Here is a 24,938-nt window from a genome sequence, read left to right on the forward strand (position 1 = left end):
TTCATCCTTGGCATAGAAAAACCACCCCTGTCCCGCAAGAACGGGAGAGAGGTGGTTGAACAGATCGTGATGACATTAATGGTAAAGTTTTAACTCGGCAATGGACCACCACCACTCGGGAGTGTCCGCGGTCAAAACCATTTTGATGTATCGCGCCGTTTGTTTGGAGAACGTATGTGAAATGACGGGTTCTGTTCCCAGGACTTCCGTAACTCCATTCCAGTGCTCGCCATCATCAGAAGTGAATAACTGGAAACTGCGAGCATAATCGTTACTGCTGCTCCCCGAATCCATGGTCAAGCGGCTGAAGCTCTGCTTGCTTCCCAGATCAATCTGGACCCATTGATCGGCATGTTGACCAGATGAAGAGGTCCAGCGTGAATTCAGATCGTCGTCTAGCATCGCCACAACATCTCCAGAGGTGGAGGCAGTCGCTGTCCATGATGTTCGATCCAGTTCAGCAGGTAGCAGATCATCCTGTTCCCCGGATATCCAGGGTGTCTGATCAGCGGTATAGACCTCTAATTCAGCCACGGACCACCAATGAGAATCAGTACCCGTCTGTACGACCTTAATATAACGTGCTTCATGTGATGCAAAGGGGATAGAAAGCAGCGGATATGATCCTTCACCCGAAGCCAGGGCTTCCCCCCATTGCTCTCCATCCAGGGAAGTAAATACTTCATAACCGCGAGCAAAGTCTTCCCGGCTGTGCGCGCTGTCCAGCACAATCCGATTCACTGGCTGCGAGGCCCCCAGATCAATCTGAATCCATTCGCCGCCTGTTTGAGTCTGACCGGAGGTCCAGCGTGTTTGGTCCGAGCCGTCGAGTATAGCCGCTGCATCGTCTCCGGAGGAAGTGGTCACGGACCAGCCGTCTGGCAGCAACCGCTTTTGTTTGCCCGTTCCATTATGATGAATAAACAACTCGGAGATAGACCACCATTGATCGGAATTCCCGATCTGTACCACCTTCACATAACGTGCCTGCTGTTCAGGGAAGGTGATGGACATGCGTCCAGGCGTGCCTTCGCCGCCTGCAATGGACGTGCCCCAGTGTTCGCCGTCATCCGAGACATAGATCCGATACTGTCTCGGATAGTCGTCTTTCGCATGACCCGGGTCCAATTCTATGGCATCGAAAGAACTCTTTTGGCCAAGATCAATGGTAATCCATTGTCCTTCGATTTGTTTCCTCCCATTGGTCCATAGGGTATTTGAACTTCCGTCCAGCATATTGGCCGTCACATCTGCTCCTTGAGTAGAGGAGGCGGTTACGATCCATGAAGAGCGATCTGGAAGCGATACAGGCTGTGGGAGGTCCGGTGTTGCGTCAAGTTTACCAAATCGGGCAAGCTTGAGTTCAGAGATAGACCACCAGCTGTCCGCAGGGGAAGTCAATACAATCTTGACATAACGGGCGGTTTGCATGCCCAATTCCACGGACAGACTTGGAGATGTTCCAGCGCCCTCTGCGATAGGCTGGGCCCAGTTCTCGTTATCTTTGGATACGTAGATTTCGTACCCGTGAGCATAATCACCGCCGTTGTTGCCGGAGTTCATGAATACCGTATCCATAGACTGTTCGCTTCCCAGATCAATATGCAGCCAATCGCCGGGCTGCTGGATCTGTCCGGATGACCAGCGTGTTGTCAGATCACCGTCGACCATGCGCTCTACCGGCTCTGAACTGGAGGATGCCGTAATGGTCCATTGGCTCCGATCGAGATAGACTACACCCTGAGAGGCATCCGGCTGTTTAACAACGGAATGCTCCAGCGGGTTAACCTTTACTTGCGCTTTGGCATAAACGGTAGCCGAACCCAAAGCGCCATTGGCATTGTAGAAATGCACTGTTTTGACAGTGTCGGACGGATTCCAGATTTGCGCTGTATAGACGCCGTCTTTTTCGTACACGGTTGCTGCCGGATCATCTGCCCAGATTTCCATCGTGCGTGTTCCTGTAGAAGCCATGCTGTGCATGAACCAGTACGCGTTAAAGACTTCATTTTGCTGCATCTCGCTCGTATTCCATTTGGCTAGAGCACCTTGCGGGTCTCCAATGGACTGGAACGGCCAGATAATATGTTGCCATGTGCGCTCCTGCTGACCGCCCAGATCCTTGATGAGACCATTGTAGAGAGCCTTAGTATTCTGCGGATCACGTCCATAATAGGTCATCCATTCCGCTGGCGGCAGCCAGTGAATACCGTAAATGTGCTCGGCTTCATTCGAGAAGTACGTTCCATACAGGTAGGCACTGCCGTACACATGACCTACCGTAGCATGCTGGTAATCCTCCAGCCAGTTATCCCCGTCATAATTAAACCAGTATTGCTCGGCAGCCTTTTCTTCAGTTACGAAACCCCAGATTCCGGTGTCGCGGTAGGCTTTGTTGCCTGTCACCTCACCCCACATATATTGTCCGACCCAACTAAAGAGGGCTTCACCTGCCGCCTCCTGGTTATTCCCGCTGCGATTATCGGCGTAACCATCTGCCCAGGAGTGACCTGCGTACGCATCAAAATTGCGAAGCCTTGGAAACTGATCATCTGTCCGTGAAGGATTGGCATAGTCCCGAATCAGAAGGTCAACCATGTCGCCGTAATCTTGCAAAAATGCTTGGTCATATGTGGCCAGTACAGCCGATGCAAAAACGTAATAGCCGTAGGTAAAATGATGATCTGTCAATCCGGTATTAACACCAAATCCACTACCGTAAGGGAAAATGGTTCCCCACTCATCCGAATAATAAAAATAATACGAGTGCAAAGGTTCATCCGGCGAATAAGTATACCAATCTGTCAAAATGTTTCGAAGCTGGGACAGATAGTGGTCTCGCCTTACCGTATCTCCGATCTGGTCGCTGATGAGTACACCCAGCGCAAGCGGATGAAGCTTTTTCCCTTGCCAGTAAGGATCCTCGCTCATCAGATTGCCTGCCGTATCCGCGTCAAGCTGATCCAGATAGCTGATTAATTGTGCACGTGAGTAGGTCGGATCATCCGGCTCTACAAACTGCGGAATAATGCCATAGAATCGATCCTGTGTCGTAAACGTATTGCCTTCACTTACTTTCATCATGCCGCGAATGGAAGGGTAAGCAAGCTCCGTTAACGAAGTAGTCGCCAGTTTCCATTGGTGCGGGAACAAGGCCATGAGTGTCTCGGAGGAAAAGCCTGCCCGTTTCGTCTGGGTTACCGAGTTGAAGGTAGTCGTTACCAGTGAAGTGCTCTCGTTATAATTGTAGTCCACTTGTGTATCGGTAACAAAGGCGTAGGCGTGCTGGTAAAAATAAGGCAGCTCTGCCGCGGACGGCAGGGTAGCCAGAGAAAGATAGTTTTCGCTCTGGCCCAGCTTGATCTTGAGCGTGTTTCCAAGTTTCATAAATACGGTTCCTTCAGGTGCAAAGATCCCGTAATTTCTTTTAAAGGTCTGAGGCTTGGGAGCTCTATCCTGATTGGTTATTTCAACGCCGATATGATCGGCCGTCAGTGATTCTCCATCCTTCAGAACAATTTCACGGTTCTGATCATCGAAGAGACGTGTGATGTTGGGCGAACGAACAATAATGGTATCCGGGTTATCGAAGGTGTTGTACAGGAAAGGGGAACCCTTCACAAACGTGGTGTTCATTTTGGCCGTTTCATCATCACTCATGATGATCGTTGCGGAATAATCTCCATATCCCGCCACCTTGGTATTGACCTCCGCCGGATTCATATTACTGGTGGTCATGATCAGATCCGGTTCCCCGTCAGCGTCCATAGAACCGCCATCAGCTGAAACGTAACCAGCTCCGGGGTTCAGAAGTTGAAGTCCTTGTTTGGTATATCTGCTTTTGAGTGGGAGTGTGACCAGACTGTTGCCATCCCCCAGATCAGATACAAGAATAGACTGCCACCAGTCATTGGAAGGGAGAGGCGCCGTAATATCAGCCGTACGATTTTTCGGATTTTTCGGCTGCAGCATCGTGATGTCATTTACAGCGTAACTGCCGGAACCCATCTGTACGGATGACGGTTCAGGGATATTCGGAATGGTATGCACAGGTTTGGCATCACCTTCGATATACTCGTAGACATCAAATGCGTACAGGGAGTATCCGTTGGTTGTTCCTCTGCCAAGTCCGGCCAATTTCACATACCGTGCTTCGGCGTATACCGGAATTTCATCCCGTCCACCGTTGCTGTGCAATTCCCGGTACAATGTAGTCCATTGCTGTGCGTCATTGGATACTTGAATATCATATGCACGTCCGAAAGCGTTTTCCCATTGCAGGGATACGTTCCCGATTTCTCGGATCAGTCCAAGGTCTACAACAATCCATTCCTGATCCTTGTAGATGGAAGACCAGCGTGTATCTGGATTGCCATCCGTTACATTCCGAGCTTCGTAATTCTTTTTTTCCATTTTGGCTTTATCCTCGGCTGAACGACTGGGCTCATCAATTTCTTCCGAAGACGCTGTAACCGGTTGTCCAAGTGCAAGGTTCATGGCTGCTGGTTTGGGAGATGGATTTGCTCCGCCCGTCCCGTATACATTGAATTCGTATACAGAGATGCCATAGGCTTGCTGTGCTCTTTGATGGCTGAACAAGCGCACATATCGTGCCTCTGCTGTGACCTCAATTTCGTTCAGGCCGCCTTGTCCCTTTGTTGTGGAGTAAACAGACTGCCAATGGACTTCGTCGTTGGATACTTCCAGATCAAAGCTGGAAGCATACGCATTTTCCCACTCGATGGAGATGCCCGAGATGGAGGCCACCGCGCCTAAGTCAACATAGATCCACTGCGGATCTTGCTGCCATATGCTTTCCCAGCGGGTGTTTTTGTTGCCGTCAACCACATGGTCTGCCGTATTGCCGCCCAGAGATGAGGAACTGTACACCGGCCGGTTCAGGGATAACAGATGATGTTCCTCCTCTGCGGCGTGCACTTTTGAGATTGGCCACAGCGGGATGCTGCTAATCAATAACAGAACAGATAACATCAAGTTGATGTAGATGTGGCGTGTCTTTCCTTTTTGACTCGTTCTTACCTTCATATGACTCTCCTTCTCCTTTGTTAGCCCTTTCCATCTCACCAGATAGAGCTTATCTTTTTCCCTTACTCGCTACCGTATGTATCATTCTGTTCTCCCGTGTTGCATTTGTGAGATGTGAATCCAATGCTCAACACGGGATATTCAGGTGCCCCAATGTGTATATCGATCATTTGGTCTGGAATATAAAGGTTTTTTAATCGTTTTCGTGGAAAAGGAGACATATGTCCTACATAATGTATGGGGAATGTGCAACTGTGAAATCAAGACTCGGGCTGGTTGTTTTCCAATAATACAACGTCTTCGCCCCGCTGCTGTCTGAGAGCAATATTGTCCCTTCCCCAAGTACACATGACATCCACGATGGTATTGGCGGTAACGCCATACTCTGTAAGTCCATATTCCACTTTGGGAGGCATCTGCTGGTAGACATGTCTGGTGACAAGGCCGTCCCGTTCCAGCTCGCGCAATTGTTGAATTAACACTTTTTGCGAAATGCCGGGGATGCTTCGCTCTAATTCGCCCGTTCTCTTTACCCCGGACATCAACAAACAGATGATCAAGGCTTTCCACTTGCCGCCTATAATTTCGAGCGTTGCTTCAATGCCCAGATTGTATTGCTTCATCCTGATTCACCTCAGTTTAAGTTTTACGTGTTTTATAGGGTGTAACTATTTATTTTCTCACGGTTCTGACACGGAAGTCCATACACACTTTGAGGTAAGTACCTTACTTCATTGTGTGTATTTTCTTTTGACTGGATGTGGCCGATAATGGTCCATATTCAAGTATAGAAACCAACACCCTGGAAGGGAAGAGAGGAACTTATGATGAAAACACTTGTTATTCTGGCACATCCCGATATGAAAAGTTCGAGAGTCAATCGTCGCTGGAAGGAGGAGTTGCTGCAGTATACAGATGATATTGCTCTTCACGAATTATATATGACCTACCCCGATTGGAAGATTGATGTAGCCCGAGAACAAGAGTTGCTGGAGACGCATGATCTTATTATGTTGCAGTTCCCGTTATATTGGTACAGTTATCCACCGTTGCTGAAAAAATGGTTTGATGACGTGTTCACCCATGGATGGGCGTACGGATCGAGAGGGAATCGATTGAAGGGAAAGCGAATGGGACTAGCGATGTCCATAGGGGATAAGCAGGAGAATTATGCGAAAGATGGTTCTATTGGTTACAGCGTTGAGGAACTTGTGGCACCTTTCATAGCAAGCATGAATCATGTAGGGGCTCAGGCGGTGCCGCAATATGCAGTCTATGGTGCCTCATTCCAGGCTACCGATGAAGAGATTAACCGAAGTGCTGAAGGATACATGCGTTATATAAAACAGCACCGGACTTTTTGAATTTAAAAGGTGAATATTCTCATAAGAAATGTATTGAAAAGAACCTGGCTCCACACATGATGGAGTTCCAGGTCCTGATCGATAACTGAATAAAATCACATTTATTCTACGCGGAAATAATCGAAATCTGCATATCCTCCGGTAGACTTCGTTGCATAATTGAATAGTGCAAACCGATATCCCATAAAGTGTGGCAGTGTGTAAGACATTTGAAGTGTATTGCCAAGGGATATCCAGTTGTTGCCATCCAGACTATAAGCAAAGTAGGCTTTGTCTGTCTGGTTCGTAAAATCACAGATGACGCGGAGATAGATTCTGTTCTGGTTCAATGGCACCGTTGCTACTTCGGTCATGGTGCCGGAACTGGCATTGGCCATAACGATGGATTTGGTGCTGCCCGTCATCTTTACGCCGACAAAGCCGTATCTGGCCTGAAAAGCAGCAAGTCCAGCATAATCACCATCCTTCATGCCTGCTGTATCCAAAGCGGTAATGCCCGTGCTTTTTGGACCAAAGGTTCGTTGTGTCAGTGTGTTGCGGGCTTCCAACAGGTTTTTGCTGATTTTGCCTGCGGTTAGCCGCATGAAACCGGGTCGCTGGAGCAGGGACCAATTGGTAGCATCGGGGTTATGATTCCATTGCCAGTATGGAGCCAGACTGGATGTGCCGGTAGATGAATTGCTTGTCAGTGAGACGTCATCTACATAAAATGCCATCAGATCATTGGTCGGGTCCGGATTCGAGTTATACGGTGTTTCCACAAAAATAAAGCTTTGGGACAGGTCTGCGTTCGATGGAACAGTATACGTACCCTGAAGGGTGCCCCATTGTCCGCGGGTTAGCGTTGCACTGCCCATAATGCTAATTCCGGTATAACTTGCACCGTTCTGGATGCTAAGATTGAACGTTTTGGTTGCGGGACCAGCGGTGTATTTGATCTTAGCCGAAAAAGAGTACGTTTCCCCTGGTAACAGCTTACCTGTAACCATCTGTTTGGCACCGCCTGCTGTCTGCTGTCTGCCGCTGACGAGCAGGCTTTTGGTACCGCTAAACGCTTCGGCATTCGTTAAGCTGATGGTTGCTGTATTGTTGCTGGTCCACGGCTGAATGGTGCTGTCCTCAAAGCCGCCGTTCACTAACAGTTGCGTTACTGAGGGTGTACCTGATGTGGTTGCGTTGAACTCATCCGACCCGTAGATTTTGGCAGCAGGCTGACCTTCAACGGGCATATTCATGTTAAGAGGAACCTTGCCGTTCACCCCAAACACAGGCCAGTTATCCGACCATGTCACCGGCACGAGATAGGGAATACGTCCAACAGCCCCGCTATCTCTGAACAGCAAGCCGTACCATGCACCGGATGCGGTATCCACGATACCTCCTTGGGCAATGCCCGAGTCTCGTAGTACAACTTTACCTGTGTATGGCCCTGTCAATGTGTTTGCACGATAGGCAAGTTGAATGCGGCCATCACCCGAAGGCCAGGCAATCAGGAATACATAGTACATGCCGTTGATCTTCTGAATGTGCGCTCCTTCTGCCTTTACAATCATGTTAGAGCCAGCTATGCTGCTTGCGTTTAGAATTAGAACCTGACTCAGCCCTCCGGCCTTGACGGCCTTGGCATCAGGTGTCAGTTCAACGATACTGATGTTGTCACTGCCATGAACAAGAAAGGTTCGATTCCCGTCAAACAAAAGGGAGGGGTCATGGTAATAACTGTTCAAGGTGTAAGGAGTCCATGGCCCTGTTTCAATATTGCTGGTTTGGTAAATATACGTCTTGCCGGTGGAAAGGGAGCCAAAAGCCACATAATATACTCCGTTGTTGTACCGCAAGCTGCTGGCCCAGGAACCACGTCCATACTCGTTTTGTCCGTTGTTCAGATTCTGTATATCCCCGTTTCCAAGCGTATCATATACATAGTTTACGATGCTCCAGTTGACCAGATCATAAGACTTCATCACAGGTACACCCTGATTCATATGCATCGTTGTGCTGGTCATATAGAAGGCATTGCCCACCCGGATGACATCACTGTCAGGAACATCCGCATAAATGACCGGATTGCTGAACGTTGATGCGGAAGCGGTAGGACTTGTCGTTGACAGCGATGCCACAAGTAACGGAAGAGAGAGCAGAAGCGTACAGATTTTTTTCCACATAACTTGTCCTCCCAAGTCTATCTTGACCTTTGTGTTATTGTGAGTGTTCAAGATAATCAATATAAGCATCCCACGTGCCATTATCCGTTGTTACGACCAGCTTGACTTCCTGATTGCCTGTAGCATGTGTGATGTTCGACAGGGTCTGTACGGTCGGTTGTGTACCGGTAAAGTAGAATGAACCCGCCGTTACACCCCCGATGACAAGATCCACACGTGCCGTCTCATTGTTGTTGGAAGCACCGCGGACAGAGAAATGATGGGTTGGGAAAGCATAATATTGATTGTATGCTGCATAATCATTGTTGGCGTAGAGTGCTACTCCATTAAAAGGGGAGCTGATCACACCGGCATATTGACCGCCAAGTGTCATGCTTTCCGTTTCGATGCGAGTAACGGACGGGTTAGGATTGGGGTTGGGGTTGCCACCCGAACCGGATGTAAACTGCCAGTAATCCAGTTTGAACAGGTTTCCATTACCTGAGCCTGTAAACACCAGATACAAACGATGTACGCCCGTAGCGTTGGTTACATTGGTCTCCATCTCGCGCCACGTTTGCGCACCGCCGGTTGAGCTTACATTAAGTGTTCCAACCAGAGGACCTGTCGGACTGTCCAGTCGTACCTCGATGTTGCCATTTCCGGTAGAAGCGACATTAGCCTTGAATTTGGAGGCTCCAGCTGATCCAAAATCCACATTGCCGACCGCGATCCAATCTCCATTATGAATATTAGTGACATTCTGATTGGCTACAGGTCCACCGCTCGCTTGACTCGGCTCGGTGTTAATGCCTGCTTGCCAGCCAATGGTTTCCGCTTCCACCCGGACATACGGGTTGAGGTTGGTCGTTTGGGATACACCAGTCATGTTACCCTGCACTTCCTGGATGGTGCCATCCGCGTTGTGGGTCAGCTTGTTAATGTGGGTGGAACGGTACCCTTTGCCATCCCCGAGGAATGCCTTACTTACTGTTTGTGCATGGTATGCCACATACCATTCGTTGTTGAACTGGAATACGGCATGGTGGTTATTGCCGCCTACACCGAAGAACGTACCGGGATTTTTCAGAAAGTGGCCTTTATACGTAAAAGGGCCCATTGGGCTGTCGCTGACCATGTATCCGATCTCACCTTTTGGATATGCAGCGGGATGTGTTCCCGCGAAGTTGATGCAGTAGGAGTAGTAATATTTGCCGTTATACTTATGAATACCGGAATCTTCGAACATATAAGGAGAATCAATCGTAACGGCACTGCCCACCACGCTGATCATGTCGGCACCGAGACGAATGACCCGAGCTGTTTTGGGATTGGCAATGGAAGCAGCATTGGTATCGTTCGGAATACCCCCTCCAGCATACAGGTAAGCAGAGCCATCATCATCGACAAGTACAGCCGGATCAAAGAGCCAGGTTACACCTGACATACCTGGTGTTCCGTGCGTCAAGAGGGCACGTCCGATTGGGTCGGACCAAGGACCGATGGGGGAATCCGCTGTGAGTACCCCAATACCTCCGCCCGAGTTGGCAAAATACAGGAAAAATTTCTCTTTGCCAGCAATAGTTTTCTTCGCCATGGCAGGAGCCCAGGATTGGGTAGCCCATTTGGCAATACCTTGTCCATTATTGGCATTATTCGCACCCGCTACAGGGATGGAACCATGGTCTGTCCAGTTCACCATGTCAGCTGAAGAGATGACGTTAATTTTCCCGATGCTGCTGTACTGGTTCTCTCTGACAGAGCCGTCACTGTTGTACAGATATGCATCACCTGTCATGTAGACATAGACGCGATTGTTATGGACGAGCACATAAGGGTCAGCTCCAAGTTTGTGATCGATGAGAGGATTGGAATTTCCAGGAAGTTTGGCTACAGCTGCATTGGCTGCATGGCTTGATTCAACGGGTAGGGTGACAAAGATTAGCAGACACGCCAACAATAAAACTAGCGGTTTACGGATCATACATTTCGCCTCCATGAGATTGGATTAGTGGTGATCGAAAGTTAGAATAGCAGAGATGATGAAATGCTGAAAAAATGAAGAGATGTCCCTCATGTCACCCCCTTTTTGAATAGTTGTTAGGCTAGCTGTTAGGTTATGTCATGCTGTTATATATGGTTTAAGCCAAGCGACCTGTACACCGTGTGCGTGGTCACGGGGATAAGGGAATGGCTATAACCCAAAGTAAGCCTGCATCTGTGTGTGGGATTAGAAGTGCTATAATCTGTCAGGTTTCTTTTTGTAATCGCTTTCAATAAAATGGGTTAGAACTGGAATTTGGCGAAAAAATAGATTTGAACACATTTAAATGTAATTATTTTTCATATTTTCTTTTAAATGTTTATTAACTTGACGATATCATATCACAATTTTAAGATAATACAATCTTTTTCTATGTTGAAGTAGAGGATGAAGAAGAACATTACTCTCTCGCTAGAATTAAAACGGATGGATCAGCTTTAAATGAGTTCATAATCTCATGAAATAAACACAGATTATATAGACACGTCTTAAGCAGCGGCCGTTTCCCTGTCAATGAATGGGGAGTCGGTCGTTTTTTTGCTGGAATCGAGTTGGGTTATCAGACCAAAGACTCGCCCACTTGTTGCTCGACTTTTACGAGTATCAATCGTTTGCTGTTGTGCCTGTTCATTCATTGCATAGAATCACGGGTTGTACAGGGTTGTTGTTTATTGACAATGGTGAACTTGCCCCCTGTGTTTTGTCCACACCGTTGGTTTTGTTCTTGAATATTACTATCAAGTGAGCTTATGCCAAAACCTGCTAGAGTATGAGGTTCATAAAAAGGTGGGATGGGGAAAAATGTCTATTTTATCAACAGGTCCGATAGAAAACAACCCGGTTTCTGGACTTAGACCGACACAACGGGTAACGATTCAATTGGTAAGTCAGACTGATGTGGATTCTGTAACAGTATCCATTCAGGGTTATGTGCTAAGCACAACCAGAACACTGTATGTAAGTGAAGTGATTAGTGTAGCCCCTAACGAAGCAGTGACGAGAGATTATTTTGCAGATTTAGATGCGTTTGAGTTTGTTTTTGGAACGGATGTGGCAGGTGTGGAGGAAGTGGGGATTTCCGTGTGGGGCAAACAAGCTTCCGGACAATTGGTTGATGCACACCGGGTGGTGGAGCACGAGGAAATAGTTCAAAACACTTAGGAAAAAAGATATCCCAATCCCACCCAATCCCATGAAGAGGAGATGTAGCGATGAGCTTTTTATCAACAGGGCCGATAGAAAATAATGCGGTTAGTGGTGTAAGACCGACTCAGACAGTTACAGTCAAGATCGATAACCGCAGTAATGTGGCTACCTCAACCATACAAATACAAGGGTATTACATGAGTGGTGGAATGAGAGTTCTGTATATCAGTGAGACTTTTGACCTTGCACCCAATCAGGTAATAACTAACAACTACTTTGCCAATCTGGATGCCTTCGAGTTTACTTTTACAACAACAGCGACGATTAATGATCCTGTTCAAGTATCCGTATGGGGTAAGAGCAGCACAGGCTCTTTGGTAACAGCCCACCGTTTGGTTTCTTCCGAATTGCTAGGCGAAATCCCAAGCATAACTGGGGCCACAGGAGCAACAGGAGCAACGGGCACCGCAGGTGTAACCGGAGCAACCGGAGCGACAGGCACCTTAGGTGTAACCGGAGCCACAGGAGCAACAGGTACAGCAGGCGTAACCGGAGCTACCGGAGCAACAGGCACCGCAGGTACGACTGGAGCAACCGGAGCTGCAGGCACCGCAGGTACGACTGGAGCAACAGGAGCGACAGGCACCGCAGGTACGACTGGAGCTACTGGAGCGACAGGTACAGCAGGTACAACTGGAGCTACTGGAGCGACAGGCACCGTAGGTGTAACCGGAGCCACAGGAGCAACAGGTACAGCAGGCGTAACCGGAGCTACCGGAGCAACAGGCACCGCAGGTACGACTGGAGCAACCGGAGCGACAGGCACCGCAGGTACGACTGGAGCCACAGGAGCAACAGGTACAGCAGGCGTAACCGGAGCTACTGGAGTGACAGGTACCGCAGGTACAACCGGAGCTACTGGTGCAACGGGCACCGCAGGTGTAACCGGGGCTACCGGAGCAACAGGCACAGCAGGTACAACTGGAGCTACTGGTGCGACAGGTTCTGGAGCAATTATTCCTTATGCATCAGGACTTCCGGTTGCGTTGACTACGGTATTGGGCGGCCTTCTGAATACCTCCAGTTTAGTAGGTTTTGGCAACAGTACTACAGGCATCAGTGTTAGTGGCGGAGTTATTGATCTCACAGGCGCTGCTGGAACTTTGCTTAACTTCGCTTTCTCCGCATCACGTACAGGAACGATTACTTCACTGGCTGCATATTTCAGCACGACAGCCGGACTGAGCTTGGTTGGATCTACAGTAACCATAACTGCACAATTATTCCGCTCCACTACACCGAATAACTCCTTTACAGCTGTACCTGGTGCATTGGTCACTTTGGCTCCCCCACTCACCGGAATTCTGGCACTGGGCACAATATCCAGCGGATTGACTACAGGACTGAGCATTCCGGTGGCCGCAGGTGACCGCCTGCTTATGGTCTTCTCGGCATCAGTAACAGCCGGTCTTGATGTAGCTACAACCGTGGCCGGATATGCAAGCGGCGGTCTGACCATCACTTAACGGAAAATTATATATCAAGTTGTTAGACAGGGGCCCTTGCCAGTATGGCGAGAGGTCCCTGTTTATATGTGAGCACATCGGTAACAGGATAGCTATAAAATGCTATCATAGATTATTATGACCGCTTTTTAGGACAGGTTGAAAACAGTCCTTCACTCTTAACCTACCCCAAGGATACGTATATAAAATTGGGTTGGGTGGGAGAACAGATAAGTCTGATGAGCGCCGTGTTCATAGTCTTCCAAAGGTTACGATTAATGCCAGAACCATAAAAAGGATATTCACGCCAAGCTCCCGATACTCACTGCGCCGAATATGAAACAACATCCCAAGAAATGCGACCGCTGCCAGAGCCATTGCGGCGATCGGCGTAAGCAGCGGAGCTATGTTCAGCGCCCACGGCAAAACGAGGCCCAGCGCTCCGAGCAGCTCCGCGATTCCGATCAGCACAACCAGACTTTTTGGCACATCATCGACCCAGGCCCACATCTTTCTTGATGACTCGATACGAATAGTTTTCATCCATCCCGAATATACGAAACCTGCCGCTAATATGATTTGTACGATCCATAACGTTATATCCATCGTTTCTTTACCCCTCACTTGTTCAATTTTGATGTCTGCCTCTATACTAAAGTGAGAAAGTCCAATCAGGAAGTAGGCACTTAAACCTAACCAGGTAACCAAAAGTATACCCTCGTATGACTAGAAAGTGAGGAATTCAGATGACGGTGTATTGCAAATTTGGAACGGCGCTGGATATTCTTACGGGCAAATGGAAATCTTTAATTCTTCTACGCCTGCTAAGCAATAGCACAATGCGGTTCAGCGAATTACAAAAAGCCATTCCCGATATTTCGAAAAAGATGTTAGCCCAGCAGTTGAAAGAACTGGAGTATCATGATATTGTGCATCGCGAAGTGTATGCGCAGGTTCCTCCAAAGGTTGAATACTCGATTACGGAGTATGGACAGCTCATGAAACCTGTGCTTCAGACAATGAGCGACTGGGGAGTAGGGCATATGCAGCATATGGATAAGCTCTACGGTAAAGGAGCCGAGGCAGGGGCAAACGAATCCGATCTTCAAAAAGTCGATTCCTTGCAGTAAACGTCTCGGTTCCATACAAATCACACGCCAAAAAGCCCGCAAAGATTGCGGGCTTTTTCTTTCCAGTCAATCATCTATCTGTGAATCTCGCCAGCAGATTTGGCACCTTGATTCTCAAGCCAAGGGATCAGTTCAACCCATCTATGTCGTTTGGCTGTGTCCAGTGGAGTCATTCCATCCCAGGTGGCTATCCAGTTCAGTTCGGCGCCTCGGTTAAGCAAGTATTCGGCTGTTTCTCTACGACCTCCATGGCAAGCACACCAGAAGGCAACGGTTACTACATCGGGTGGGGAAGAGGAGGTGCTTGCTCCCCAAGGATAACGTTCCGAGAGTTGGACGCCTTTGAAATGATCTTGTATGGCGTGAATATTTCCAAGGGCTGCCGCATGCCAAAGGGCAAAGGTCGCCCCGCGCTCAACCAAGCGTAGTGCTGCATCCCATTGCGCGAATGCAATAGCATCGTCCAGCGGTGTACCACCGGCGATCACCGCGCCAGGCGCTTCAATGTCTGCGCCAGCATCCAGAAGGGCATCGAGCACTTGAACGTCATTGGAGCTTGCAGCCCAATGCAAAGGTGTCTCGATATGTGGACCGACAAAAGGAGCATTCAAGTTCGCTCCAAACTTGGTTAATAATCGCACCGTATCCGCTCCATGAGGGAAGTGCCCCGGCCAATCCGTAACCACGTGCAGCAGCGTTCGAGAGATACTAGAATCCGAGTCTATGTTGTTAGGCTTTCTTTCCAAGATTCTTATATTTTCCAATCCCGGATTCTCTGCCAGCAGTTGCTGTAACGATGGGATATCTCCAGTATGAATGGCCTGAATAACGCTCACGGCAAGTCGTTCATCTTCGTAAATAAATTCCATCCTCAGATCTCCTTCCAGAGTTATATCCATATTCCTGTGTATGGTTCTTATCACATAAGCATCTGAACTGCGCATCTGGCATGATACTCCGCGAGACCTCTAGCGAATTGCTGATCGGGGAACTGTCTATGAAGCAGTTTCAGTCCTCCTGATATCAGGGACAAATGATGGCAAAATCGGTAAAATGTCATCCGCTCCGGGTCGAGATCATTATTTTTCAAGTGCTGATAAAAGTCTCCAAATCGAAACTCCAGAAAACTATGCTCATGTTCGAGATCGAAGAATCCTGCGCCCTCAATATCAATAAGACATGGTTGCATCGCAGAATCTATCCATATATGATCCGGACCTAGCTCTCCATGAATGAAACTATAGAGGTCTCTGGGCTGAATTGCTGCTTCCAATTCGGATAGTTTCTCAAGCAGCCTTTCTTCATTTTTTCTAATATCGGTCATGTGCCTGGATGCATAGGATAAGGCTGTTTCCGCATCGAACCGCTTGACTTTGTAGCAAGGCTCAGCCTTTTTTTGGTTATCGTTGGCGTTTCCATAAACGTTTCTTTGAATGTTATGCATATGAGTCAACATATCCCTGATCCGTTGAAACAACGCATCCCGATCTTTGGGATTGTTATGCTGGAAATAGGCTTCGGCCTTCTGTCCATCCACATACTCAACAAGAGCAAAATCATAACCGTACCGGCCTCTATCGTTATTCAGATCATACAAGGCTGGCGTTCGAATTCCATGTTGAGCGAGAAAGCGAGTGTTCAAAGAAAAAAGTTCGCTGCCATAGGCACTATGGAACGTGGGTTCATTCAAGATCTCTTCCTGAAAATAGTTGCTGGAAATATCCCAAACGTACAACAGGCAAGTGAACCCATTCTTGAAGTCCATTTTGTAAATGACTTTTTGTGCGCCTCCATGAACTCTTGCACACTGCGTCAAGTGGTAACCGGTACCAAATACATTGTACACATAATCCTGTAATTCTTCATGAGTAAGATGGTTGTTGGACATCATTGATTTATACTCCGTTTCATCTGTAGTTGCCGGCCAGCAATCTAAATATATAGAACATTTTTCCAAAAATATAGACTGTTTCTTTTCGATCTGTTAAAGTGTTGCTTAAGGTCTGTATATTCATATTTCATATGTATATCAAAGCAAGGGGCAGGGCACTCATATTCATGAGTAACCCGGCCCCTATTTTGCATTTTGCATGCAAGTTAACACTGTATTGACATCAACTTAGACACTTCGAATGTAACCACCGATTCTATACACTAAGTCCACCATCTACAGGCAAAACGACCCCGGTAACAAAAGAGGAATAATCACTAAGCAACCAAGCGGCTGCGTTAGCAATCTCAATAGGTTCAGCCGGACGCCTAAGAGGTGTCTTAGTGCTAATTTGTTCAATAATGTCGGGGTTAATGGATACCCATTGCTGAATCATATCCGTCATTGTGGTTCCCGGAGCAATGGCATTGACACGGATACCCGCTGGCCCATATTCGACTGCAGCCGTTTGAGTCAGACTGTTTACCGCTCGTTTAGATGCCCCGTACGCTCCCAATCCCGGGTTCCCCTTCAGACTACCCACGCTGCTGGTGTTAACAATGGAACCTGAACCTGAAGTCTCCATCATGGCTTTAATCTGGGCTTTCATGCACAGCCAGACGCCTTTATAATTTACGGACTGAATCAGGTCAAAGTCTTCTTCTCTCTCATCCACCAGCGAGGATACCGTGACTCCGATGCCTGCATTATTAAAAGCAGCATCCAGACGGCCATATCGTTCCACTGTAGCCTTAACAGCTTCTTCAACATTGCTTACATCTGACAGATCGGCTGTAAAATATGCTGCATCTCCGCCCGACGTCTCAATTTCATCCCTGACTTTGCGCAACTCAGTCTCTGTTCTTGCGACGAGCATCACAGAAGCTCCTTGTTGTGCAAACAGCCTTGCTGCCTCAGCTCCAATGCCTCGCCCCGCACCTGTAATCATCACTATCTTGCTCGCCAACATTTGTCCTGTAATGGTTGTCATATTCATTCTCCTTGCCTGGTATTGTTGATCTCATCAACTGGCTTAAGTATACTTTGACTATTAAATGGTCACGAGAACCTGCTTGATGGTGGGTTTACGAGTGATAGGATAAGGGGGGAGCTTTTACTTGAACGACAGTGAGCGCCGGTTAGCGCTAGGTAATTTCTTAAGAGATTTACGCTCCTCTCTATCTCCCCTTGATGTCGGCCTTTTGCCTGGGAATCGTCGTCGAATACGAGGTTTGCGGCGAGAGGAAGTCGCCGGGATCGCGAACATAGGACTATCATGGTATACACGCCTTGAGCAAGGGCGTGATATCCGTCCGTCGGTAAGTGTACTGGAAAGCTTGGCTTCGGCACTCAAGCTGACACCCAATGAGCGAAGACATCTCTTTCTGCTTGCTGGAGAATCACTGCCTCCTCAATCGACTATTATTGAAGAGAAAATCAGCTCATCCATTCAGGACATGCTTAATGAATTGAATCCGAATCCGGCCTATGTCATCGGGAAAAAGTGGGATTTTCTTGCTTGGAATAAAGCGGCAGATGCTGTATTTACGATTAATAGGATATCACCTCCGCATGATTATAATTTGATATGGCGCCAATTTACGGATCCTGTGTGGAAAGAGGGATCGGAGGATTGGGAGTGTGTCTCGCAGAGAATGATTTCCGAGTTTAGAACGTCAAGAGCACGCTATCTTAACGATGATTCATTCGACAAGTTAATCGAAGATTTGAAGAGGACAAGTGCTGATTTTACGAGGATGTGGCAGTATCACGAGGTGCCAAGCTCCCTTGACGGTTACAAGAAGCTTTTGCACCCCACTTTTGGAGTTGTTGAGTTTGAGCATGTTACCCTACAATTTCCCAATGAACCAGATCAGCGAATCATGATTTATATGCCTCATCCAGAAACAAAATCTCGTTTAGAGCATTACTTCACGCACGAGTAGACAACCGTAAAGATTTAAAAGCACTTCATTTGGAAAGGATACATCACTCTTTGAACTATTATTTTCTGGAATCTCAATATCCACGTAGAGGGTTTATTAGTGGTGGAACGATTTTCACTCCTCAATTAGAGATGAATTATGTGGCGGTAGAGAATCCGTTGCCAGAGGGGACAACCACAGAGGTTGAGTTATTGTCTTCAGTGCGCAAGATGAATGTAGATTATTTTGAGACGATCACAGGAACGAGACATGTATCAGATCGTTTTAAAAAGCTGTTGGAGGAAGCCAATACAAACGCACAGTTTATTCCGACAACGGTATGTTATCACAACGGTCGTATGGTGGAAGGAACCTATTGGACTGCACATCAGCTGGATCGTTTGGATGTTTTCGATTATGAACGTTCCGAATATGGGCGCAAAGCAGTCATTGCTGCATCTGTAGAACAGCCTCCACGTAAGATCGTCAAAGTTGTATCTCGAATCTGCCTTCATGAAGAGCGAATTGGTGAGCATGAATTTTTTATGCTGGATTATATCCATATCTTCAAACCCATTGTTTCAAAAGGTTTTTACGAAGTATGCCGAAAACATAAGTTGAATCTAAACGTTACAGAAGTCGGAGAGGTAAGCTCCTGAAATGCATGGACATCAATGCATAGAAAGCACAAAGAAGCCCGCGTTAGACGCGGGTTCTTAATCTTTATTTTTCCCCGGTAGCCCCCGGATTCTCCTCATAACTTATTCAGCCGCTCCTGCTGCAGATTGGATTCTGCTGGGCTTTGGCAAGCTAACTTTACTCCCCGATCTATGTGTCATGCTTTCCTTCAACGGATAATCCAATGGATGTAGTCTTGTATCATTTCTTTGCTTCGTGTTCGATTGATTTTATCCGGCTCGAGATACAAATTGAGAGCCATCCCATTCATAAAGGCATACAGCTTTTCCTGTTCCTTCTCTTCATCGGTAGTGCGTAGAAGACCTTCATTTTTCAAGTACGTAATGCAGTTCCTTATTGCGCTTTGCAGGTCCTCATAGTTGGCATCGAACCCTTTTTGCGTTTTTCCATAGCTTACAAATGCAAACCAAACCTCCATTTCCAATAATGTCTGTTCATCAGTCGGCACTAGCTCAAGCAAGTATTCAACAATTCTTTCTTGAGGCGCCAGTTCTTTTGTATTCAGATTCTTTAGCCGAGCAAGTACCTTTTCTTTAACTAACTCCATTGCAAATGCTAGCAGGCTCTCTTGTTTGGAAAAATAATGTCTTAAGGCTCCTTGTGATAATCCGGCTTCCTTCGCAATTGTTCTTGACGTTGCATGATGAATGCCCTGCTCACTAATGATTTTCCAAGTTGCTTCAGCAATAATATTCTTCATTTTCTCATGGTTCACGATTTTTGGCATACACACAGAATATCATATTATTTAACTCAACTGAAATAAATAGACGAAGAAGATGGGATGTGCTAGATTTTATTTAACTCAACTGAATTAAAAAAAGGCAAAGCAACATACCACTCAAGGAGGGTAATTGGAATGAATCAGCAAATCAAAATAATGTTTCCAGGATGGGGAAAGGCAATCAGCCTATTGTGCATGATAATTATATTTGCTGCTGTATTGTGGTTGGTATGGACCGGAAACTTGAATATAAGGTACACAGCCGACCGTGAGGAAGTGATTCCAATATGGCATAGTATATTGCCGGCATTCTTTGGCATTTTCCTAATCCGTATGATTCCTTATGAAAGTCAAAGTCAAAATCCCTCGTCTTATCAACAAATGGAGAAAAATCACTTGGTCGTTCAATCGATTGTATTATTGCTGTCAGGCGTTTTATTTACAGTTTCTCTGATAACGATAGACCCGCAAGGATTACATTTTCAGCTATATTATTTGGCATTCAAGTTGACGACACTATTGTTCATTCCGTTGATTTTATTGCTGATTTATCGCAAAATAACTGGCGGGCAACAAGACATGATCTCGAAAAAGCCTCGCTCTCGCGGACACGTCATTGCACCACTGATCGTTATTGTGGTCTGGTGTTATCTAAAGTTCTATTCCCCGATTGCACAACCAGAAGGAGCAATCGAAGCAACCAATATGTCAGAATTACTTTTCTTAGTGTTGATCGGTTTTATGATCAATAGCGTATTGGAGGAAGTTTTTTATCGAGTGTGGTTGCAAACGAGGTTGGAGACTTTGCTTGGAAGATGGCCCGCCATATTACTAGTTTCAATACTATGGTCCATCTGGCATGTCGCCATTCAAGGAAGTGGTCAGTGGGATATGGATGTGGCAACTGTGATTGCAAATCATGGGGTTACGGGTCTCTTTCTTGGTTATCTATGGTCCCGCTATCGCAAAGTATGGGTGATTATCCTGATTCATGGACTCCTAAATGCATCCCCTTACTTTCTGTTGCAGATCTTGTTTCATTGAGCGGGAAATAAAGGTTCCCCTGAAATAAAGTGAACTACGATTGTTAGTGATCAGCAGCACACGAAGCCTCCCCCAGCGGAGGCTTTTGGTTTTAGCGGCTTGGTCCCGCCTTATGTTGAATAATCAGTGATTCGGCGTCAATTGTCACCGTAAGATCGAAAAAACGGTCACTGTACCCCTCTCTCTCCAGTCCTCAGGAACATCTTCGGAATAAAACCAGAAGCGAAGCAGTCGCCGCTCAGGATTTTGAAGGAATTCAACAGAAAACAAAATAAATCCAACCACCGCATTCCCTCATAACTGATCTAGTTGCTCCAACTTACTTCATTTTGTGTGTTCAGGTCTCTGAAGAATGTTCATCAACTTTAGGACATGTATTCACGTTTTATATGTTATATATTCTAACTCAAGCTTGTGTTTCTATAACTTTTTTTCTTGAATTCTAGCTTTCTTTGTTATTTTTGTTAACAAGAAAATATTGTTGTAAATACATTTATATGTTATCGTTTATGTATGTTATATAATATAACATTACGTTACATATCGTAGAGGGGGAGCGAGATGTTTATTAACCGAACGATTAGGAGATTGGGAGTTTCAGTAGGGATTCTGAGTATGTTTACATTTGCTCTACCTTCAGTGGGCTTTAGTATGCCGCTGCAACCAACAACCATCGATAAAGTTGAAGGTGATTATTATGTAACGTCTGCGATTGAGAACATTCGCTGGGGATCACTGCCTAATCGAGACAGCTCTCCGATTCTTACTGTACCATCAGGAAGTGCTGTAACATTTGACACGGTATCGCATGAGGGACTGATGGAGGATCAAGGGAGAAATCCAGTGGAGTACTTCGGCAAATTCGGTATCTCATCCGATGGAGTGTTGGATGATGCGAAGGCAATTACAGCTTCTGGCATTAAGCATGATTTTGTAAAAGACGGACCTCATATTATCACTGGGCCAGTAGCGGTTGAGGGAGCGGAGCCGGGTGACGTTCTTAAAGTAGAAGTGCTTTCCTTGCAAACTCGAGTTCCATATGGTGTCATTTCTAACCGCCATGGTAAAGGTGCCCTTCCTAACGAATTTCCAGAAAATACAGGCCCGCAAGAGGGAGCTAGCGCAACAAAACCGGAATTATATAATAATGTATCTATATTTACACCTATTGAAGAAATCAACGGCAATTGGTATGGTTTGTTACCAACAAAAGCTGGCAAGAAGGTACGGTTTCCAATTAACCCGTTTCTAGGTGTTATGGGGGTTGCGCCAAATACCAGCGAAGTTGTGAGTTCAATCCCACCGATTGAAACAGGAGGGAATATGGATATTAATGAGTTGGGTGTTGGTGCAACTATTTATTATCCGATCCAAGTTAAAGGCGGGCTATTTTACACTGGAGATCCGCACTTTGCTCAAGGAGATGGAGAAGTAGCGTTAACTGCATTGGAAGCTTCCTTGAGGGGAACAGTTCGGTTAACGGTGTTGAAGAAAGGTGATCCATCACTCCCACATAGTGGAGAATTCACGCAACCCTTTGCTGAGACAGAGGATTATTGGATTCCCATTGGACTGGACCCTGATTTGGATGAAGCGATGAAAGAATCAGTACGTGAATCGATTCAATTCTTATCCGATAAGCTTGATATGGATAGAAGTGTAGCTTATGCGTACCTGTCGGCCGCAACGGATTACGAAGTATCTCAGGTCGTGGACCGAACAAAAGGCGTTCATGGACTCATTCGAAAGACCGATTTCCTTGAATATGTTGACGTTGCCATGAATGTAGGTGGTACGACGATCAAACCGGTTGTTCATAATGATGAGTTCTATGTACCGATTCGAACCATTTCGGAGCTATTGGGCGGTACAGTAGAATGGGATCATAAGACGCGTACCACGCAAATTAATTTAGGCACGAAAAATATAAGTGCTCAAATTGGTTCAGATGTGTATTCAATCAACGATAAACTGGTGTTCAATAGTAAAGTACCAAAGCTTTTAAATGGCGAAACTGTCGTTCCGGTTGCTGTTATTAATGAAATACTAGGTGCTTATGTAAACTGGACGACGATCGACAAGACGTTAACAGCAAATGTATCGTTAAGTAAAAAGCAATAATAGATTTCATATTCAACCGTGGTGGACGGACGTCCATCACGGTTTTTTCTGTTATCATGAATCCAAACATAGAAAAATACATCGCCGGGGCAGATAAGCCACCTGGCGATGTATTCAACATCGATATACTGCTATACGTCTTTGTGCTCTTCCGCATTACCTATAGCCACCGGATTCTCCTCATCACTAATCCAGTCGCTCCAGCTCCCGGAATACAATTTCACATTTGAGAATCCCGCTTCCTCCAGAGCAATCACATTCGGGCAAGCCGAGACGCCAGAACCGCAGTACACGATAATCGCACCATCTTTGTCCAGCTTACTGAAACGCTCTTCTAACACCCCAGTATCTGTCCAACGTCCATCCCAATCCAACACATCTTTCCAAAAATAATTCAACGCCCCGGGAATATGTCCGGCCTTGGCATCGATCGGTTCCTCCAGACCTGCATAGCGGCGGGCATCGCGGGAGTCGATGAGCACGGCGCTACCGCTTGCCGAAGCTTGTTGCGCATCCTCAACACTTGCCAGCATCTGCGGCTGTACGTTCACCTCAAAGGAAGACGGGATCTGCACGGGCACATCCGTGGTCACCGGGAACTTGGCATTTTGCCAAGCGGAGAAACCTTCGTCCATGATGTATACCTGCTCATGTCCCATATAGCGAAGCAGCCACCATAACCGTGAAGCATTCATGCCGCCTTGATCATCATAGGCAACAATTCGACTATTGGAGCCAATCCCCGCTTTGGCGAGACGATTCGCGAGCACAGCCGGATCAGGAAGCGGGTGACGTCCTCCGTGTACAGAGACAGGAGATGACAGATCTTTTTCCAAATCGAGATAGACAGCTCCTGGAATATGCCCGGCTTCATAGGCTTGTCTTCCAGCCTCCGGCTGACCGAGCAAGAATCGGCAATCGGCAATGACCACATCCGGTTCATACATTCTGGCGAGCAGCCAGCGCATGGATACAATATTTTTCATTAAAATACACCGCCTTATGAGAGTGGTAGAGTCGTTTAAAACTACGCATTATGAACGAGCAAGTTTGTTATACCGTAGTAGGTTCAACAGGCCCTTTGCCAGCGATAGGAGCATCAGCAGGAATGGGTTGAGGTTTGGTTTTGCCATATCGAATGAAGATCCATACCCCGAATATAATGACGACCCCGGCAGACATCTGTAACGCACTGAGGGATTCACCGAGCAGCATCCAGGCCAGCAATGAAGAGAATACGGGTTCCCCAAGTACACCCATGGATACCGTCGTGGCATTCATATATTGAAGCAGCCAGTTGAAGAGATAATGTCCGAAGATCGTTGGCACAATGGCGAGCAACAGGAAGATCCCCCACTCTGATGCAGCGTAACCTCCGAACGGATGGCCCATGATCAGATTATATACCGCCAGTGTGCAGGCAGCCACGAAGAATACCCAGAAGTTATACGAGAATGCACTAAGCCCCGCTCGCAAAAATTGACCCAGCAGCATATGGACAGCGACTGCAATTGTGCCAAGCAAAGAGAGGATGTCACCTTGCAGGGCAGTACCTGCCAACTGGAAATCTCCTGCACCAATGACGATTGACCCAAACAGGGCGATGCCCATGCCGATGATCATCATGCGGTTAATTTTGGCTTTGAACAGCCATACCGAACCTGCAAGAATCAGTATAGGCTCCAGTGCGAGAATAACGGTGGAACTGGCGACACTGGTGAGTCGAAGCGACCCCATCCAGAGCAGAAAGTGAAGGGCCAGCATCACACCGGATGCAAGCAGCAAGCCCCACTGGCGTAAGCTCAGACGCATCATCTCGTGTCTGTATTTCCAGACAAACGGGAGCATTAACAGATTGGTCAGAAATAGACGGTACATGGCAATGACCGCAACATCTGCGTTAGACCAACGTACAAATATCGAAGAAAAAGAAATGGCGATAATGCCGACAAAGAATAACAGATAAATGAATCTGCCGGCACGGTTCAAGCTTGTCATGGGTGTAGCTCCTTCTTGAAGTCTGATGGCGTAAATCACTTCATTATACAGGAGAAGGTAACCGTAGGAAAGATCAAGAGAATAAAGAGATAAGTAGATTGTAACCGGGCTTGTAACT

At 46.9% G+C, this 24,938-nt stretch carries 19 protein-coding genes; 8 read left to right on the top strand and 11 right to left on the bottom strand.

Going from position 1 to position 24,938, the window contains the following annotated elements; genetic code table 11:
• Positions 1-75: 75 nt before the first annotated feature.
• Positions 76-5,046, bottom strand: a complete 4,971-nt coding sequence (locus ACX9NY_RS01670; protein ID WP_472476815.1) for a discoidin domain-containing protein — start codon at positions 5,044-5,046, stop codon at positions 76-78.
• Between the two features lie 260 nt (positions 5,047-5,306).
• Complete coding sequence (locus ACX9NY_RS01675; protein ID WP_091013671.1) at positions 5,307-5,669, bottom strand: winged helix-turn-helix transcriptional regulator; 363 nt, start codon at positions 5,667-5,669, stop codon at positions 5,307-5,309.
• 204 nt (positions 5,670-5,873) lie between these two features.
• On the opposite strand from ACX9NY_RS01675, the gene ACX9NY_RS01680 reads away from it, so the two are divergent.
• Positions 5,874-6,410, top strand: coding sequence for an NAD(P)H-dependent oxidoreductase (locus ACX9NY_RS01680; RefSeq protein WP_472479187.1), 537 nt, complete (start codon positions 5,874-5,876; stop codon positions 6,408-6,410).
• Between the two features lie 101 nt (positions 6,411-6,511).
• Here the strand turns inward: ACX9NY_RS01680 and ACX9NY_RS01685 are convergent, their stop codons facing one another.
• On the bottom strand, positions 6,512-8,575 hold the full coding sequence (locus ACX9NY_RS01685; RefSeq protein WP_472476816.1) for a beta-xylosidase family glycoside hydrolase: 2,064 nt from the start codon (positions 8,573-8,575) through the stop codon (positions 6,512-6,514).
• Between the two features lie 34 nt (positions 8,576-8,609).
• Positions 8,610-10,538, bottom strand: a complete 1,929-nt coding sequence (locus ACX9NY_RS01690; protein ID WP_472476817.1) for a carbohydrate-binding protein — start codon at positions 10,536-10,538, stop codon at positions 8,610-8,612.
• 861 nt (positions 10,539-11,399) lie between these two features.
• On the opposite strand from ACX9NY_RS01690, the gene ACX9NY_RS01695 reads away from it, so the two are divergent.
• Complete coding sequence (locus ACX9NY_RS01695; protein ID WP_472476818.1) at positions 11,400-11,759, top strand: hypothetical protein; 360 nt, start codon at positions 11,400-11,402, stop codon at positions 11,757-11,759.
• 50 nt (positions 11,760-11,809) lie between these two features.
• Positions 11,810-13,270: an exosporium glycoprotein BclB-related protein gene (locus ACX9NY_RS01700; protein ID WP_472476819.1), complete on the top strand. Its 1,461-nt coding sequence runs from the start codon at positions 11,810-11,812 to the stop codon at positions 13,268-13,270.
• Positions 13,271-13,501: 231 nt separating this feature from the next.
• Here ACX9NY_RS01700 and ACX9NY_RS01705 read toward each other — a convergent pair whose 3' ends face one another.
• Positions 13,502-13,957: a DoxX family protein gene (locus ACX9NY_RS01705; RefSeq protein WP_339236377.1), complete on the bottom strand. Its 456-nt coding sequence runs from the start codon at positions 13,955-13,957 to the stop codon at positions 13,502-13,504.
• Positions 13,958-13,995: 38 nt separating this feature from the next.
• Between ACX9NY_RS01705 and ACX9NY_RS01710 the strand changes: the two genes are divergently transcribed.
• Complete coding sequence (locus ACX9NY_RS01710) at positions 13,996-14,379, top strand: winged helix-turn-helix transcriptional regulator (RefSeq protein WP_339236375.1); 384 nt, start codon at positions 13,996-13,998, stop codon at positions 14,377-14,379.
• A gap of 74 nt (positions 14,380-14,453) precedes the next feature.
• Here ACX9NY_RS01710 and ACX9NY_RS01715 read toward each other — a convergent pair whose 3' ends face one another.
• The 3 genes from ACX9NY_RS01715 to ACX9NY_RS01725 form a co-directional block, all read right to left on the bottom strand.
• Positions 14,454-15,248, bottom strand: coding sequence for an ankyrin repeat domain-containing protein (locus ACX9NY_RS01715; RefSeq protein WP_339236374.1), 795 nt, complete (start codon positions 15,246-15,248; stop codon positions 14,454-14,456).
• Positions 15,249-15,298: 50 nt separating this feature from the next.
• Positions 15,299-16,270, bottom strand: a complete 972-nt coding sequence (locus ACX9NY_RS01720) for an aminoglycoside phosphotransferase family protein (RefSeq protein ID WP_472476820.1) — start codon at positions 16,268-16,270, stop codon at positions 15,299-15,301.
• Positions 16,271-16,526: 256 nt separating this feature from the next.
• Complete coding sequence (locus ACX9NY_RS01725) at positions 16,527-17,300, bottom strand: SDR family NAD(P)-dependent oxidoreductase (RefSeq protein WP_472476821.1); 774 nt, start codon at positions 17,298-17,300, stop codon at positions 16,527-16,529.
• A 127-nt stretch (positions 17,301-17,427) separates the two neighbouring features.
• Between ACX9NY_RS01725 and ACX9NY_RS01730 the strand changes: the two genes are divergently transcribed.
• Both ACX9NY_RS01730 and ACX9NY_RS01735 read left to right on the top strand, forming a co-directional pair.
• Positions 17,428-18,255, top strand: coding sequence for a helix-turn-helix transcriptional regulator (locus tag ACX9NY_RS01730; protein ID WP_472476822.1), 828 nt, complete (start codon positions 17,428-17,430; stop codon positions 18,253-18,255).
• Positions 18,256-18,305: 50 nt separating this feature from the next.
• Positions 18,306-18,893 (top strand): imm11 family protein, encoded by a 588-nt coding sequence (locus ACX9NY_RS01735; protein WP_472476823.1) that lies wholly within the window; start codon positions 18,306-18,308, stop codon positions 18,891-18,893.
• Positions 18,894-19,081: 188 nt separating this feature from the next.
• Here ACX9NY_RS01735 and ACX9NY_RS01740 read toward each other — a convergent pair whose 3' ends face one another.
• On the bottom strand, positions 19,082-19,660 hold the full coding sequence (locus ACX9NY_RS01740) for a TetR/AcrR family transcriptional regulator (protein WP_472476824.1): 579 nt from the start codon (positions 19,658-19,660) through the stop codon (positions 19,082-19,084).
• A gap of 132 nt (positions 19,661-19,792) precedes the next feature.
• Between ACX9NY_RS01740 and ACX9NY_RS01745 the strand changes: the two genes are divergently transcribed.
• The gene (locus tag ACX9NY_RS01745; protein ID WP_472476825.1) at positions 19,793-20,701 is read left to right on the top strand and encodes a lysostaphin resistance A-like protein; all 909 of its coding nucleotides are present in this window, start codon (positions 19,793-19,795) and stop codon (positions 20,699-20,701) included.
• A gap of 561 nt (positions 20,702-21,262) precedes the next feature.
• Positions 21,263-22,822: an acetamidase/formamidase family protein gene (locus tag ACX9NY_RS01750; RefSeq protein ID WP_472476826.1), complete on the top strand. Its 1,560-nt coding sequence runs from the start codon at positions 21,263-21,265 to the stop codon at positions 22,820-22,822.
• A 131-nt stretch (positions 22,823-22,953) separates the two neighbouring features.
• Here ACX9NY_RS01750 and ACX9NY_RS01755 read toward each other — a convergent pair whose 3' ends face one another.
• Together ACX9NY_RS01755 and ACX9NY_RS01760 are read right to left on the bottom strand one after the other, a co-directional pair.
• On the bottom strand, positions 22,954-23,808 hold the full coding sequence (locus ACX9NY_RS01755; protein ID WP_472476827.1) for a sulfurtransferase: 855 nt from the start codon (positions 23,806-23,808) through the stop codon (positions 22,954-22,956).
• Between the two features lie 67 nt (positions 23,809-23,875).
• A complete protein-coding gene (locus ACX9NY_RS01760) occupies positions 23,876-24,820 on the bottom strand; it encodes a DMT family transporter (RefSeq protein WP_339236334.1) in 945 nt (314 codons plus the stop codon).
• Between the last annotated feature and the right edge of the window lie 118 nt (positions 24,821-24,938).

The sequence above is a fragment of the Paenibacillus sp. CB74 genome, from assembly GCF_055687625.1.

What these genes read in the sequence shown, in the direction of transcription:
- ACX9NY_RS01715 (WP_339236374.1), bottom strand. Translation starts at nt 15,248, where the DNA reads ATGGAATTTATTTACGAAGATGAACGACTTGCCGTGAGCGTTATTCAG.
- ACX9NY_RS01755 (WP_472476827.1), bottom strand. Translation starts at nt 23,808, where the DNA reads ATGAAAAATATTGTATCCATGCGCTGGCTGCTCGCCAGAATGTATGAA.
- ACX9NY_RS01700 (WP_472476819.1), top strand. Translation starts at nt 11,810, where the DNA reads ATGAGCTTTTTATCAACAGGGCCGATAGAAAATAATGCGGTTAGTGGT.
- ACX9NY_RS01710 (WP_339236375.1), top strand. Translation starts at nt 13,996, where the DNA reads ATGACGGTGTATTGCAAATTTGGAACGGCGCTGGATATTCTTACGGGC.
- ACX9NY_RS01720 (WP_472476820.1), bottom strand. Translation starts at nt 16,270, where the DNA reads ATGATGTCCAACAACCATCTTACTCATGAAGAATTACAGGATTATGTG.
- ACX9NY_RS01740 (WP_472476824.1), bottom strand. Translation starts at nt 19,660, where the DNA reads ATGCCAAAAATCGTGAACCATGAGAAAATGAAGAATATTATTGCTGAA.
- ACX9NY_RS01750 (WP_472476826.1), top strand. Translation starts at nt 21,263, where the DNA reads ATGTTTATTAACCGAACGATTAGGAGATTGGGAGTTTCAGTAGGGATT.
- ACX9NY_RS01745 (WP_472476825.1), top strand. Translation starts at nt 19,793, where the DNA reads ATGAATCAGCAAATCAAAATAATGTTTCCAGGATGGGGAAAGGCAATC.
- ACX9NY_RS01725 (WP_472476821.1), bottom strand. Translation starts at nt 17,300, where the DNA reads ATGACAACCATTACAGGACAAATGTTGGCGAGCAAGATAGTGATGATT.
- ACX9NY_RS01675 (WP_091013671.1), bottom strand. Translation starts at nt 5,669, where the DNA reads ATGAAGCAATACAATCTGGGCATTGAAGCAACGCTCGAAATTATAGGC.
- ACX9NY_RS01685 (WP_472476816.1), bottom strand. Translation starts at nt 8,575, where the DNA reads ATGTGGAAAAAAATCTGTACGCTTCTGCTCTCTCTTCCGTTACTTGTG.
- ACX9NY_RS01680 (WP_472479187.1), top strand. Translation starts at nt 5,874, where the DNA reads ATGAAAACACTTGTTATTCTGGCACATCCCGATATGAAAAGTTCGAGA.
- ACX9NY_RS01760 (WP_339236334.1), bottom strand. Translation starts at nt 24,820, where the DNA reads ATGACAAGCTTGAACCGTGCCGGCAGATTCATTTATCTGTTATTCTTT.
- ACX9NY_RS01670 (WP_472476815.1), bottom strand. Translation starts at nt 5,046, where the DNA reads ATGAAGGTAAGAACGAGTCAAAAAGGAAAGACACGCCACATCTACATC.
- ACX9NY_RS01690 (WP_472476817.1), bottom strand. Translation starts at nt 10,538, where the DNA reads ATGATCCGTAAACCGCTAGTTTTATTGTTGGCGTGTCTGCTAATCTTT.
- ACX9NY_RS01695 (WP_472476818.1), top strand. Translation starts at nt 11,400, where the DNA reads ATGTCTATTTTATCAACAGGTCCGATAGAAAACAACCCGGTTTCTGGA.